Raw genomic sequence first — 13,348 nt, 5'->3', positions numbered from 1 at the left:
GACACCCGGCACGACGCGCCCCGGCCCTCCCCGGAGGTTCACACGGATCAGGTCACGGCCCCTTCCGCGAGCCCAGTCGTCGTCCGCGTTCTCAGATCTGCGCTTCGATCGCCGCCTTGTCGATCACCGACCAGACCGAACTGATGCGCGTGTCCTGGTACTGGTAGAACACGTTCTCGACGAAGACGACGCGCCGGCCGTTGACCGGCAGGCCGAGGAATGTCGCCCGCGGCGTGCAATTGAACGTAAGGCGCGCCGCGACGAGCGGAGGCTCGGCGAGGATGATCGCCGGCTCGAAGTGCAGGTCCGGGATGTCCTCGAAGTCGCGGACGAGCATGGAGCGGTATCTGCTCAGACCGAGAGGCCGGCCGTTGTAGCGCACGATCGTGGCCACGTGGCGGTCGAGTTCGTTCCACGCCTGCCGGTTCAGGCAATCGAGATAGGCACGGTAACGGTCGGCCAGCGTCTGCGGCACGCGGGTTCTCCGGGCAAACGACGGAACGCAGCCTGCTGATACTGGCGCAAAATTACTCCAGCCGCTAGGGAAGCGGCATGGAGTTCTCCGAGGACCAGGCGCGGGCCGATGCCCGGATCGAGACGGCGCTCATGGCGTCGGGCGTCGATCTGGCCGGCGCGGCGCTGCTGCCGGAGGGTGGCGGGCCGCAACCGACGCTTGCGGTGATCGGCAAGGCCGGGTCTGGCAAGACGATGCTGCTCGCGCAACTGGTGCGCCGGCTGATCGCCGCGGGTGTCGAGCCGGTCTCCGCTGACTACGAGAGCCGCAAGGCGCGGCAGAAGCGCACGCTGGCCGTGCTCGCGCCCACCAACAAGGCCGCGAGCGTGCTGCGCTCCCGGGGTGTGCCCGCGACGACGATCCACCGCATCCTCTACACGCCGCTCTACGATCCCGAGTATGAGGCGATTGCGGAATGGCTGACCGGCAAGGGCGACCGGCCGAAGATAGAGGGTCTGACCGAGGCCGCCCTGGACCGGGCATACGCCTTCTATCAGGCGACGCCTTCGGTCCCGGGCGCGCTGGCGACCGCGGGATTGCGCGGGTCCGACTTCATCAAGGGCTGGAAGCGCCGGGATGAGCCCCTCGACATCGGCTTCGTCGACGAAGCCTCGATGCTCGACGACCGGCTCTATTCCGATCTGCGTGAGCTCTTCCGCACGCTCGTCCTTTTCGGGGATCCGGCGCAGCTCGCGCCGGTCGGCGCCTCCGGTGCCATGGTCTTCGACAGCCTGCCCGAGGACGCGCATCTCACCCTCCACCGCATCCACCGGCAGTCCGCCGACAATCCGATCCTCGACCTCGCCCACGCGCTCGCCGACCCTGCCCTCAGCTTTCGCGATTTCGAGGACATGCTGGGCGAGGCTGCCCGGCGCGACGAACGCGTGGTCCTGGCACCCCGGGTCGACGCCGCGGCGATGTCGCGAGCGCCGGTGCTGGTCTGGCGCAATGCCACGCGCATCCGGCTGATCAATGCCTTCCGCCTCGCCTATGCCGCGCCCTTCGACGCGCTGCTTCCGGGCGAGCCGCTGGTTTGCGACGGGATCGAGTTGCCGCTGAAGCACCGCAAGCGCCGGATGGATCTGGAGGCGCGCGGGCTCATCAAGGGCGCGCAGGTGATCTACCTCGGCCCTGGTAACCGCCCGGGATTCTCGCGGATCCACGTGGTCGGCGCCGAGGACCCGCGGGTGGGCGTCGCCTCGATCATCCAGATCGAGGCGCCGGAGCAGGACGAACCGACGATCGTCTCCGCCGCCTCCATGGGCGCGGTCTTCCTGCACGGCGCGGCGGTCACGATCCACAAGGCGCAGGGCTCCCAGTGGCGCGAGGTGCAGGTGTTCGGCCCCGATCTCTATGCCGCCGCGCAATCGAACCGGCAGGAAGCCGGGTTGCCGCTCTGGAAACGCCTCGCCTACGTGGCGATCACCCGGGCGGAGGAGCGCCTGCACTGGGTGACCCGCTACGCCATGGCAAGGCCCGCCGAGCCGCTCGGGATCGAGGATCTGCCCCGGGAGTCCGCCGCCCTGAAGCTCGAGGCCGAGTAGGCCGCGCGAGATGCCCTAGTGATCGTCGTGCAGGTAGCTCGCTATCCGCGGCAGCCTGAGGCTCACGAGAAACACCACGACCATCATCGCCGAGACGTACCAGTAGAACATCTGCTCGTTGCCGGCGGCCTTCATCCACAGCGCCACGAACTCCGCCGAGCCGCCGAAGATCGCGTTGCCGATGGCATAGGCGAGGCCGACGCCGAGCGCGCGGATCTCGGGCGGGAACATCTCGGCCTTCACGATGCCGCTGATCGAGGTGTAGAGGCTGACGATGGCGAGCGCGACGAGGATGAGCCCGCCGGCAGCGAACGGGCTCGACACGGTCTGGAGCGCCTTCAGGATCGGCACCATGCAGATCGCGCCGATGGCGCCGAAGAGCAGCATGCTGTTGCGCCGCCCGATCCTGTCGGAGAGCGCCCCGAAGAGCGGCTGCATGCACATGTAGAGAAAGAGCGCGATCGTCATGATGTAGCTCGACGTACGCACCGGGAAATGCGCGGTGTTGACGAGGAACTTCTGCATGTAGGTGGTGAAGGTGTAGAAGATGAGCGAGCCGCCCGCGGTATAGCCGAGCACCGTCAGGAACGCCGGCATGTGGTCGCGGAACAGCACGCCGAGAGAGCCGGCGGCCTTGCTCTCGCGGACTTCGGTCTTCTGTGTCTCGGTCAGGGTGCGGCGCAGGAAGATCGAGACGACCGCGGCGACGGCGCCCACCACGAACGGAATGCGCCAGCCCCAGGCGCGGAGCTGGTCGTCGGTCAGCAGCGTCTCGAGCACGACGATGACGAGCACGGCGATAAGCTGCCCGCCGATCAGCGTCACGTACTGGAACGACGAGAAGAAGCCGCGCTGGCCGCGAAGCGCCACCTCGCTCATGTAGGTGGCCGTCGTGCCGTACTCGCCGCCGACGGAAATGCCCTGGATCAGCCGCGCCACCAGCAGAAGGAACGGAGCCAGGGCGCCGATCTGGGCGTAGGTCGGCAGGACCGCGACCATCAGGGAGCCGAAGCACATCATCGAGATCGAGATGAGCATCGAGGCCTTGCGCCCCACCCGGTCGGCGAGCCGGCCGAAGAGCCATCCGCCGATCGGCCGCATGAGAAATCCCGCCGCGAAGACGCCCGCGGCCTGCAGGAGCTGCACCGTCGGGTCCTCCTTCGGGAAGAAGGAGGCGGCGAAGTAGAGCGCGGTGAAGGCGTAGACGTAGAAGTCGAACCACTCGACGAGATTGCCTGACGAGGCCGCGACGATCGCGAAGATGCGGTGGCGACGTTCCTCAGCCGTGTAGTGCGGCAGCACCGTCGGAGAACCTGCGTCGAGTTTTGCCATTTTCCCGTCCCCTCGACCGCTCAGAGGCGGAAACCTAGCGCCGCTTGCAGAGCTGACGAGCGACACGCGCGCCGTGTGGCCTGTGGTAGATTGTCGCGCGGGCCGGGCTCGGGAACCGCTGCCGCCGGAAACAGGTCTCGCGCCGAGGCGAGGAACTCCCGTCGGGAAATCAAGGAAGTAGGTCCGGTCGCATGGCAGTCGCGCCGAGTTCCTTCCCCCTTCCCCGCTCCCTGCAGTTCCGATAAGCCGGCACGCATGGGACTGCGCGTCGATGCCCTCTCCTGCGCTCGCGGTGGCCGTCTGGTCTTGCGCGACATTGGCTTCGCTGTCCCCGACGGTGAGGTCGCGATCCTGCGCGGACCGAACGGCGCGGGAAAATCCACGCTGTTGCGCGCACTCGCGGGCCTTGCCCCCCATTCCGGCCGGGTCGAGATCGACGGGCGAGTTCCCGACCGGGACGCCCGCTCGGAGCTCATGGCCTACGCCGGTCACCTCGACGCGGTGAAGCCACAGCTGACCGTTGCCGAGAACCTGCAATTCTGGGCCGACGTCCTTGGCGGCACACCCGGGCAGGCCCTCGCCACCTTCGGCCTCGAGCGGATCGCCGATCGCCCGGCGCATCTGCTCTCGGCCGGCCAGCGCCGCCGCCTCGGCCTCTCGCGGCTGCTGCTCGCGCCGCGCCGGATCTGGCTCCTCGACGAGCCGACCGTGGCACTCGACTCCGACGCACTGCTCGCGCTGCTTGGCGCGGTGCGCGAGCATGCGGCGGCGGGCGGTGTCATCGTCGTTGCGACCCACGGGCCGATCGGCGTGCCCGCCGATGTGCGCGTGGAACTCTCCGCCGAGGCCGCCCACGCTGCCGAAGTCAGTTCCGATCCGTTCCTCGCGGGTGCCTGGACGTGAGCGCCGCCCGCGCCGTCCTCGCCCGCGAACTCGCCCTCGCGCTCCGCTCGGGCGGTGGTGCCGGCCTCGGGCTTGCGTTCTTCCTGACCGCGGTCCTGCTCGTGCCCTTCGGCTCCGGCCCGGAGCCGGAGCGCCTCGCGACTGTCGCCGTTGGCACGCTCTGGGTCGCGGCCCTTCTCGCCTCGCTCCTCTCGCTCGACCGGCTGTTCCAGGCTGATGCGGAGGACGGCACCCTCGACCAGCTCGCCCTCGCGCCCCTGCCCCTCGAAGCGCTGGTGGCGCTGAAGGCCACCGGCCACTGGCTCACCACCGGGCTTCCCCTTGTCATCGCGGCGCCGATTCTCGGGGTCACGCTCAGCCTCGCCCCCGCATCCATGCCGTGGCTGGTCGCGAGCCTCGCGCTCGGCACCCCGGCCCTCAGTTTTCTCGGCGCGGTCGGTGCGGCGATCACGGTCGGGGTCCGCCGGGGCGGGCTCCTGCTGTCGATCCTCGTGCTGCCGCTCTACGTGCCGACGCTGATTTTTGGCGCTCGTGCCGCGACTGCGGCGAGCACCGGCGCCGACCCGCTCCCTGCGCTCGTCCTGACCGGGGGGCTGACGCTTTTCGTCCTCGCGGGCGCGCCGTTTGCCGCAGCTGCGGCACTTCGGGTGAACCTGCGCTGAGCGCAACCCGAAGTTGCTTGAAGCCAGCGCCCGAGTCGCCTATCTCGTAAACACGGACAGCGCCGGCCGATTTCGCTTGAAATCCCCCGGCGCTCGCATCATTTTCCGCGCGCGCCAAGACCGTCAGGTTTTCGCGCGCCTTTGCAACTGTATCGGACACCAAATGGCCAAGGAAGAGCTTCTGGAATTTCCCGGGGTCGTGACCGAACTTCTGCCCAACGCGACCTTCCGGGTGGAGCTCGAAAACGGCCACACAATCATCGCTCACACTGCCGGCAAGATGCGCAAGAACCGCATTCGCGTTCTGGCTGGGGACAAGGTGCAGGTGGAAATGACCCCCTACGACCTGACCAAGGGCCGGATCAACTACCGCTTCAAGTGAGACCGATGTGAGCGAAAGACCGCGGCTGATCCTCGCCTCGGCGAGTCCTCGCCGCCTCGAGCTCCTCGCCCAGGTCGGCATCCGGCCCGACGCGACCCTCCCCACCGACATCGACGAAACCCCGCTGCCGCGCGAGCTGGCCCGCGCCTGTGCGCTGCGCCTTGCCGCCGCCAAGGCCGAGGCAATCCGGGACGATGACGCCGTGGTGCTCGCCGCCGACACGATCGTCGCCGTGGGTCGCCGTATCCTCGGCAAGCCCACGGACGCAAAGGAGGCCGAGGCTTTCCTGCGCCTGCTCTCCGGCCGACGCCACCGGGTGGTCACCGGGGTCGCCGTCCGCACGCCCGACAAGACCCGGCTGCGCGCTGTCGAGACCGCCGTCCGCTTCAAGCAGCTCGACCGCGGCGAGATCGCCGCCTACCTCGCGAGCGGCGAATGGCAGGGCAAGGCGGGCGGCTATGCCATTCAGGGACGTGCCGGCGCCCTTGTCCCGTGGATCGGCGGCTCCTATTCCAATGTCGTCGGCCTGCCGCTCACCGAGACGGTGAACCTGCTGGCCGCCGCCGGCGTTCGCGCGGAGGTGCCGTCATGAAGGGCCGTCAATTGCTGATCGAGCCGCTGCCCACGGGCGGCCATGCGGCTGCGCTGATGGTCGACGGACGGCTCGAGGATCTGCTCATCGACCCTGACCCGTCCGATCCGACGCCGCGCCCGGACGCGATCTTCCGGGCCGTCCCCGCCCGCCCGATGAAGGGCATGGGCGGCGTAATGGTGGACCTCGGATCGGGGCGCACCGGCTTCCTGCGCGGACCGAAGCTGCCCGCCCCCGGCCGGCCGCTGCTCGTGCAGGTGCTGGGCTCCGCAGAGGCCGGCAAGGCGCAGCCCGTCTCGGCCAGACCGATTCTGAAGGCCCGCCACGCGATCCTCACGCCGGGCGCGCCCGGCATCAACATCGCCCGCAGTGTGCGCGACGCGGACCGCCGTGCCGCGCTTGATTCCCTCGGCGCCGCGGGGATGGCGGGCGCCGATCCCGAGACCGGCCTCATCCTGCGGACGGCCGCGATCGACGCGTCTGACGAGCTCATCGCCGGCGACATCGCGGCACTCCTCGCTGAATGGAGCGCCCTCGCCGCGACCGGGGAGCCGGGCCTCCTGCGGGAGGCCCCCGGTGCCCGGGCGGAGGCCCTGCGCGAATGGCGCGCGCCTGGTGATCCGGTTCGAGAGGCGCGGAGCGCACTGGCCGATGCCGGCATCTGGGAAGACGTGGACGCCCTCCGCGAGCCGGAAGTCTCGCTTGGTCAAGGGTTTCTCGCAATCGAGCCGACCCGCGCACTGGTCGCCGTCGACGTCAACACCGGCGGGGACACGAGCCCCGCCGCCGCGCTCAAGGCGAACCTTGCCGCCGCCGCGGAACTGCCCCGCCAGCTCCGCCTGCGCGGTCTCGGCGGGCAGGTGGTGATCGACTTCGCCCCCATGCCGCGCGCCGAACGCCCGCGCGTCGAGCGCACGCTCACACAGGCGCTGCGGGCTGACGGCATCGACACGAACGTCGTCGGCTGGACGCCGCTCGGGCATCTCGAATTGCAACGCAAGCGGGCACGTCGCCCGCTCGCCTCGGCGCTCCGAACGTGACAGACTAGGACGATGTCACAGAACCGCATGACCCTCACGGCCGCAGGCCCCGGGCAGATCCGCTGCCGCGATTGCACCATCCGGTTACGGGCGGTCTGTGCACATGCCGACATGCTCGCCCTGACCGAGCTTGAGCGGATCAAGCGCTACCGCAGCTACACGCCCGGCCAGGTGATTGCCTCGACCGGCGAGGAGCCGTCGGTCGTCGGCTCGCTGGTGGAAGGGGTCGCCCACATCTCGACGCTGCTGCCCGACGGGCGCCGGCAGATGGTGGGCCTGCTGCTGCCCTCGGACTTCGTCGGGCGCCCGGGCCGGTCACGCATCGACTACGACATCGTCGCCGCCACCCCGGTCACGATCTGCACCTTCCGCAAGCCCGACTTCGAGCGGCTGCTGGCATCGAATCCGGCGATCGAACGGCGGCTGCTCGACATGACGCTCGACGAGCTCGACGCGGCGCGCGACTGGATGACGCTGCTCGGTCGCAAGAGCGCCCGCGAACGCGTGGCGAGCCTCGTGCTGATGATCGCCCGCCGCGACGCCGCCCTCAACGGCGAGGAGCCGACCGAGGGCCAGCACGTTCCGCTGCGCCTCACCCGACAAGCGATCGCCGACTATCTCGGGCTCACGATCGAGACGGTCAGCCGCCAGTTCAGCGCCCTCGCCCGCGACGCGCTCGTCGCCCACGGGTCTCAGCGCACCCTCGAAATCCTTGATCTCTCAGGCCTCATGACCGCCGCCGGCGAAGCCGTCTGAGCCTTCCTCACGATCCCTTGATCTGAATCAAAGAACCTCCGACGCTTGCGTGACAGCTACGCGCGAGGCGGACGGGTCTTCCGGAAGCTTGCGGATCGGGGGACTTCATGTCTGACGCTGTCAAGATTGCGGGCTGGGGCCTGCTCATACTGTTCTTTGCCATGGGAGCGAACTGGGGCACGGACGTCGCCTACCGTTTCCATGCCATCCTCCTGATGGTGGTCTGCGCCACCATGTTCATCTGGTCGATCCGCACCGCCGGCAGCGGCCCGAAGGACCCGGACGGCCCCGTTCCCGAAACGGGCTACATGGATGGCGTCGTGCGCTACGGGGTCATCGCCACAGCCCTCTGGGGCGTCATCGGGTTCCTCGCGGGCGTCTACATCGCCTTCCAGCTCGCATTCCCGATGCTGAACTGGGATCTCCCCTGGACCAGCTTCGGCCGCCTCCGTCCGCTGCACACCTCCGCCGTGATCTTCGCCTTCGGCGGCAACGCCCTCATCGCCACCTCGTTCTACGTCGTGCAGCGCACCTGCGCCGTGCGGCTCTGGGGCGGCAAGACCGCGTGGTTCGTCTTCTGGGGCTACAACCTCTTCATCGTGCTTGCCGCGACCGGATACCTGCTCGGCCAGACCCAGTCCAAGGAGTACGCCGAGCCCGAATGGTACGTGGACCTGTGGCTTACGGTCGTCTGGGTCGCCTACCTGCTGGTGTTCCTGATGACGATCGTGAAGCGCAAGGAACCCCACATCTACGTGGCGAACTGGTTCTACCTCGCGTTCATCGTCACCATCGCCATGCTGCACGTGGTGAACAACCTCGCGGTTCCCGTGTCGATCTGGGGGTCGAACTCGGTCATCCTCTTCCCCGGCGTGCAGGGCGCGATGGTGCAGTGGTGGTATGGCCACAACGCGGTCGGCTTCTTCCTGACCGCAGGCTTCCTCGGGATGATGTACTACTTCATCCCGAAGCAGGCCGACCGCCCGATCTACAGCTACAAGCTGTCGATCATCCACTTCTGGGCGCTGATCTTCCTCTATATCTGGGCCGGTCCGCACCACCTGCACTACACCGCCCTGCCCGACTGGGCACAGATGCTCGGCATGGTCTTCTCGATCGTCCTGTGGATGCCGTCCTGGGGTGGCATGATCAACGGCCTCATGACGCTGCAGGGCGCCTGGGACAAGCTTCGCACCGATCCGATCCTCAGGATGCTGGTCGTCGCGGTCGGCTTCTACGGCATGGCGACGTTCGAGGGGCCGATGATGTCGATCCGCTCGGTCAACTCGCTCAGCCACTACACCGAATGGACCATCGGGCACGTCCACTCCGGCGCGCTCGGCTGGAACGGCATGATCACCTTCGGGGCGCTCTACTATCTGGTGCCGCGGCTCTGGAACCGGCCGGCGCTCTATTCGAACGCCCTCGTTTCCTGGCACTTCTGGCTCGCGACCATCGGCATCGTGCTCTACGCCGCGTCCATGTGGGTCGGCGGCATCATGCAGGGCCTAATGTGGCGCGAGATCGACGACCAGGGCTTCCTCGTGAACTCGTTCATCGACTCGGTTGCTGCAATGCACCCGATGTACGTGGTGCGCGCGCTCGGCGGTACGATGTTCCTGCTCGGGGGTGTCATCATGCTGTGGAACCTCTGGAAGACCATCGCTGGTGAGGGCGCCGCGCGCACCCAACACGTGCCGGCCGAGTGAGGACGCGACCATGTTCATGAAACTTCACCAGTGGGCCGAGACCAACGCCTTCGCGCTGCTCGTCCTCAGCTTCATCGTGGTCTCGGTCGGTGGTCTCGTGCAGATCGTGCCGCTCTTCTACCTCGACAATACCATCGAGAAGGTCGAGGGCATGCGCCCCTACAGCCCGCTGGAGCTTGCGGGGCGCGACATCTACGTCCGGGAAGGCTGCTACACCTGCCACAGCCAGATGATCCGTGTCATGCGCGACGAGGTGGACCGCTACGGCCACTACTCGCTTGCCGCGGAATCGATGTACGACCATCCCTTCCAGTGGGGATCGAAGCGCACCGGGCCGGATCTGGCCCGCGTCGGTGGCCGCTACTCCGACGACTGGCACGTGGCTCACATGCACAATCCGCGCGACATCGTGCCGGAATCGATCATGCCGGCCTATCCCTGGCTCGCCGAGACGCCGGTCTCGACAGACCTCATCGCGCAGATGATGACAGCGCACCGCCGGACTGGCGTGCCCTACACCGACGAAATGATCGAGAATGCGGTCCTGGACTTCCGTACGCAGGAAAACCCGGACGCCGGTGACGTCGACGCTCTCCTCGCGCGCTATCCCAAGGCGCAGGCGCGCAACTTCGACGCCCAGCCCGGAGTGAGCGAACTCGACGCGCTGATCGCCTATCTGCAGATGCTCGGGACCCTGGTCGATTTCTCGACCTTCGAGCCCGAAGCCAGCCGCTGATCGGGGGGTGTAATGGAAACCTACACCTTCCTGCGCCAACTCGCCGACAGCTGGGGCCTGCTCAGCATGGTGCTGTTCTTCACGGTGGTTGCCGTGTGGATCTTCCGCCCGGGCGCGCGCGCGGCCCAGAATGAGGCGGCAATGCAGATCTTCCGCAATGAAGACCGACCGAAGGACGACTCCGATGGCCGATAGGCGTGAGCTCGACGAGGCCACACAGACCGAGACCACCGGCCATGAATGGGACGGGATCAAGGAACTCGACACCCCCATGCCGCGCTGGTGGCTGTGGACCCTCTACGCCACGATCGTCTGGGGAGTGATCTTCACCATCCTGATGCCGAGCTGGCCGATGGTGAACAGAGCGATGCCGGGGCTGCTCGGCTACTCGACGCGGCAGTCCGTCGCGACCGAGCTTGCTGCCGCGAGCCAGGCGAATGCCGCGCTGGACGAGCGGCTGGTCTCCAGCGAGCTGAGCGAGGCCAAGAACGACCCCGAGCTCCTGCGCTACGCCATGGCAGGCGGTGCGGCGGTGTTCCGCAACAACTGCGCCCCCTGCCACGGAGCGGGTGCAGGCGGCGTGGTCGGCCGGTATCCGAACCTTCTGGACAACGACTGGCTTTGGGGCGGCACGATCGACGACATCGACCAGACGATCGCTCACGGGATCCGGTTCGACGCTGACGAGGACACCCGGATCGGCGACATGCCCGCTTTCGACGGTGTGATCGAGCCGGCGGACATCGACGGGCTGGTGCAGTACGTCCTGTCTCTCTCAGGCACGGCTCAGGATCCGGCCAGTGCGGAGCAATCGACGCAGCTCTTCATCGACAACTGCGCGACTTGCCACGGCGAGGATGGCAAGGGGATGCGCGAACTCGGGTCGGCGAATCTCACCGACGCGATCTGGCTCTACGGCAGCGACCCGGCCGCAATCCGCAATACGATCCTGCACGGTCGCCACGGGCAGATGCCGGCCTTCGGTACACGCCTCAGCCCGGCCGACATCGCCAAGGTCGCGATCTACGTCAACACACTCGGCGGCGGCGAGTAGCTCTCGCGCCGGTCGGTCCTCGGACCACTGCCCGCTCCCTCAAGGGAGCGGCGCAGGCCCTCGGCATCCAGCACCGTCACCGAGCCATAGCCCTGGGCGATCCAGCCCTGCGCCGCAAACCCCTGCAGTATGGTGTTTGCCTGCCGCCGCGAGGCATTTGCCATTGTCGCGAGGTCGAGCTGGGTGAGCGGCACGCGCACCTCACCGTCTCGGGTTGCGCGCAGCAACGTCGCCGCCACCCGCCTTCCGGTGTCCGGCTGCAACAGATCCTCGACGACCCGCAGCCAGAGCGCGGCGTCGTCAGCCGCGATCTCTCCGAAGGCCCGGGAATGGGCCGGCTCAGCCGCCACGACCACTTCCATGGCACGAAGCGGCACATGGAAGAGAGTGGCCTCCGTCACCGTGCTCAACGCCACGGCCCGCCTTGGTGCCCCGAAGAAAGTCAGGGCGCCGAGCCAGCTGCCGACAGCGGCGTGCTGGACAATCGCGGGCTGCAACCCGACCGGCACTGCGGTCAGGGCCACCACACCGTCAACTACTCCATAGATTCCGCCGCCCTGATCTCCAGGCCGGAATACAGTGCTGCCTGACGCGAACCGCTGCGGCGTTCCGCGGCGCAGCAGTTCATCAGCAAGCGTGCTTGTCTGGCGCGATAGCCAGCCATCTTTCCGCAGGACAGTCTCGGTCAATTCACGAATCCGGTTGTCGCTCATACTTCCCCCCGACCAACGCAACGCCGGAATGAGGGCTCTTAACCCCCCATCATACGCCACACTAGCCAAGAAGAAACGTTCACGCTGCGATCCCGGTTCCCTTTCAACCCCGCGGTGCACAAATCTCTGCCAAGAGTGTCATTTTCCGAGCAGAAATGCGTTTCCCGCCCGCCGACGAAGATAAGATCTGCGCAAAGTTCCGACATCGAAGGTCACTTCGACCTCATCTCTCCCCGCCTCGACGGCAGCACCGCAGCGGCTTGCCATTGTCAGGAATGACCGATTCCCCGGCAGCGTGTAGGCCCGAATGATCCGAACGCCGCGAGGCGCGAGAACGTGTGCCGCTGTCTCGACGAGTTCCGTCGCGATGCCGTTCCGGCGCAGTCCGCTGTCGACGCTGATGCCGAGCTCCATTTCCCGGCCGGTGCCGACCAGCTCGGCGACTGCCCGCACCGGACCGGTGCGGAAGAACGGCGTCTCGAACAGCGGGCCGTCGAAGGCGAGCAGCACCACTCCGCCGCGCGAGCCGATTCGCTCAACGTGCCGTTCAAGCGCCGCCGCTCCCATTGTCGCGCAGAAGCGCATGCGGCGATCCTCGGCGCTGAGGCGGCGCAGGTGATCAAGCACCGCCGGAGAATCACTGTCGACGGCAGCGCGAAGGCCAAGCCCGGAGTGTCCCGCGCATGGCAGCGGGACCGGGTAGCCAATAAAACTCATATGCGGGTAACCGAACGCCATTTCTGCGATCCTCACCATTTCAGTGGGGAATATAAATCACCGCGACGGAAGAATCATCCCGCATGTGCTCACAAATTGTTGCATGTGCGAAGAAGCGCCGCCGGGGTGGGCGGCGCCCCTCCGAAAATCCTGACCGCTCAGTGGTTCGAAGTCCCGTCCCGATCGAACTTTGCCGCAGCGATCTCGCGGATGCTCATGGCAGCGGCCGCGTCCGCATCGAGCCCGGCGCTGGCCGCGAGTTGCGACCGGTCCACCGCCCGATAGGGCGAGCGGGTGGCCATTCCGACGCTGCTGTCCTGCTCGAGCTGCAACTCGGACTCACCCTTGCCGTGGTTGATCTTCGCCACGAACACCCGCTCAAGGCTCAGTCCCTGAGCCTCGCGCGGGTCCATGCCAAAGGACGCGGCGAGACGCGAATAGTCACCCGACGGTGTGGCGGGCGCAACCGTCGCCTGCTGATCGTCGGAACGCGTGTCCCGGTTGAACTTGATCCGCGCCGCGTCGGTCAGGGTCATCCCGTTCCCGGCCACGACCTGCGTCGCCGCGTTGGCAGGCAGAACCGCGCCAAGGGCCAGGAGCACGGCAGCAAATGCAGAGTACTTCATGTGAATACCTCTTATGTATATGATGAAATATCGAAGGGCTACGACAATTGGGGGTGCCGCCGCCCTGG

At 67.4% G+C, this 13,348-nt stretch carries 16 protein-coding genes; 11 read left to right on the top strand and 5 right to left on the bottom strand.

The features are described from left to right. Nucleotides 1-91 precede the first annotated feature (91 nt). Nucleotides 92-475 (bottom strand): ester cyclase, encoded by a 384-nt coding sequence (locus HNP73_RS15665; protein WP_184151680.1) that lies wholly within the window; start codon nucleotides 473-475, stop codon nucleotides 92-94. Between the two features lie 77 nt (nucleotides 476-552). Between HNP73_RS15665 and HNP73_RS15660 the strand changes: the two genes are divergently transcribed. After that, a complete protein-coding gene (locus HNP73_RS15660) occupies nucleotides 553-2,058 on the top strand; it encodes an ATP-dependent DNA helicase (protein ID WP_184151677.1) in 1,506 nt (501 codons plus the stop codon). Nucleotides 2,059-2,073: 15 nt separating this feature from the next. Here the strand turns inward: HNP73_RS15660 and HNP73_RS15655 are convergent, their stop codons facing one another. Beyond that, nucleotides 2,074-3,390: an MFS family transporter gene (locus HNP73_RS15655; protein WP_184151674.1), complete on the bottom strand. Its 1,317-nt coding sequence runs from the start codon at nucleotides 3,388-3,390 to the stop codon at nucleotides 2,074-2,076. Between the two features lie 255 nt (nucleotides 3,391-3,645). Here HNP73_RS15655 and ccmA point away from each other — a divergent pair, with 255 nt between their 5' ends. From ccmA to ccoP, 10 genes are all read left to right on the top strand, one after another. Then, complete coding sequence (gene ccmA, locus HNP73_RS15650) at nucleotides 3,646-4,293, top strand: heme ABC exporter ATP-binding protein CcmA (RefSeq protein WP_184151671.1); 648 nt, start codon at nucleotides 3,646-3,648, stop codon at nucleotides 4,291-4,293. Next, nucleotides 4,290-4,955, top strand: coding sequence for a heme exporter protein CcmB (ccmB, locus tag HNP73_RS15645; protein ID WP_184151668.1), 666 nt, complete (start codon nucleotides 4,290-4,292; stop codon nucleotides 4,953-4,955). The genes ccmA and ccmB overlap by 4 nt, the downstream gene beginning before the upstream one ends. Before the next feature lie 163 nt (nucleotides 4,956-5,118). Then, nucleotides 5,119-5,337, top strand: a complete 219-nt coding sequence (gene infA, locus HNP73_RS15640; RefSeq protein WP_111428650.1) for a translation initiation factor IF-1 — start codon at nucleotides 5,119-5,121, stop codon at nucleotides 5,335-5,337. Between the two features lie 7 nt (nucleotides 5,338-5,344). Then, nucleotides 5,345-5,929: a Maf family protein gene (locus HNP73_RS15635; RefSeq protein ID WP_343063346.1), complete on the top strand. Its 585-nt coding sequence runs from the start codon at nucleotides 5,345-5,347 to the stop codon at nucleotides 5,927-5,929. Further along, complete coding sequence (locus HNP73_RS15630) at nucleotides 5,926-6,969, top strand: ribonuclease E/G (protein WP_184151665.1); 1,044 nt, start codon at nucleotides 5,926-5,928, stop codon at nucleotides 6,967-6,969. The genes HNP73_RS15635 and HNP73_RS15630 overlap by 4 nt, the downstream gene beginning before the upstream one ends. Nucleotides 6,970-6,996: 27 nt before the next feature. Next, nucleotides 6,997-7,725 (top strand): transcriptional regulator FnrL, encoded by a 729-nt coding sequence (fnrL, locus tag HNP73_RS15625; protein ID WP_184151662.1) that lies wholly within the window; start codon nucleotides 6,997-6,999, stop codon nucleotides 7,723-7,725. A gap of 107 nt (nucleotides 7,726-7,832) precedes the next feature. Continuing rightward, the gene (ccoN, locus tag HNP73_RS15620; RefSeq protein WP_184151659.1) at nucleotides 7,833-9,434 is read left to right on the top strand and encodes a cytochrome-c oxidase, cbb3-type subunit I; all 1,602 of its coding nucleotides are present in this window, start codon (nucleotides 7,833-7,835) and stop codon (nucleotides 9,432-9,434) included. Nucleotides 9,435-9,444: 10 nt separating this feature from the next. Continuing rightward, a complete protein-coding gene (ccoO, locus tag HNP73_RS15615; RefSeq protein WP_184151656.1) occupies nucleotides 9,445-10,170 on the top strand; it encodes a cytochrome-c oxidase, cbb3-type subunit II in 726 nt (241 codons plus the stop codon). A gap of 12 nt (nucleotides 10,171-10,182) precedes the next feature. Continuing rightward, nucleotides 10,183-10,365, top strand: a complete 183-nt coding sequence (locus HNP73_RS15610) for a cbb3-type cytochrome c oxidase subunit 3 (RefSeq protein WP_184151653.1) — start codon at nucleotides 10,183-10,185, stop codon at nucleotides 10,363-10,365. After that, entirely contained in the window at nucleotides 10,355-11,224 is an 870-nt protein-coding gene (gene ccoP / locus HNP73_RS15605) for a cytochrome-c oxidase, cbb3-type subunit III (RefSeq protein WP_184151650.1), read from the top strand. Before HNP73_RS15610 ends, ccoP begins: the two co-directional genes overlap by 11 nt. Here the strand turns inward: ccoP and HNP73_RS15600 are convergent. The 3 genes from HNP73_RS15600 to HNP73_RS15590 all read right to left on the bottom strand — a co-directional run bounded on the left by HNP73_RS15600 (nucleotide 11,194) and on the right by HNP73_RS15590 (nucleotide 13,280). Beyond that, a complete protein-coding gene (locus HNP73_RS15600) occupies nucleotides 11,194-11,937 on the bottom strand; it encodes a Crp/Fnr family transcriptional regulator (protein ID WP_184151647.1) in 744 nt (247 codons plus the stop codon). The genes ccoP and HNP73_RS15600 overlap by 31 nt on opposite strands. Before the next feature lie 138 nt (nucleotides 11,938-12,075). Then, nucleotides 12,076-12,675 carry a GNAT family N-acetyltransferase gene (locus HNP73_RS15595; protein WP_184151644.1) on the bottom strand — a complete coding sequence of 200 codons (600 nt, stop codon included), beginning with the start codon at nucleotides 12,673-12,675 and terminating at the stop codon, nucleotides 12,076-12,078. A gap of 137 nt (nucleotides 12,676-12,812) precedes the next feature. Continuing rightward, nucleotides 12,813-13,280: a hypothetical protein gene (locus HNP73_RS15590; protein WP_184151641.1), complete on the bottom strand. Its 468-nt coding sequence runs from the start codon at nucleotides 13,278-13,280 to the stop codon at nucleotides 12,813-12,815. Between the last annotated feature and the right edge of the window lie 68 nt (nucleotides 13,281-13,348).

The organism is Amaricoccus macauensis (genome assembly GCF_014201905.1).
In the GTDB taxonomy this organism is placed as follows: Bacteria; Pseudomonadota; Alphaproteobacteria; order Rhodobacterales; family Rhodobacteraceae; genus Amaricoccus; species Amaricoccus macauensis.
Note: the sequence above shows the minus strand (reverse complement) of the source record. Positions and strands in the feature narration are given on the sequence as shown.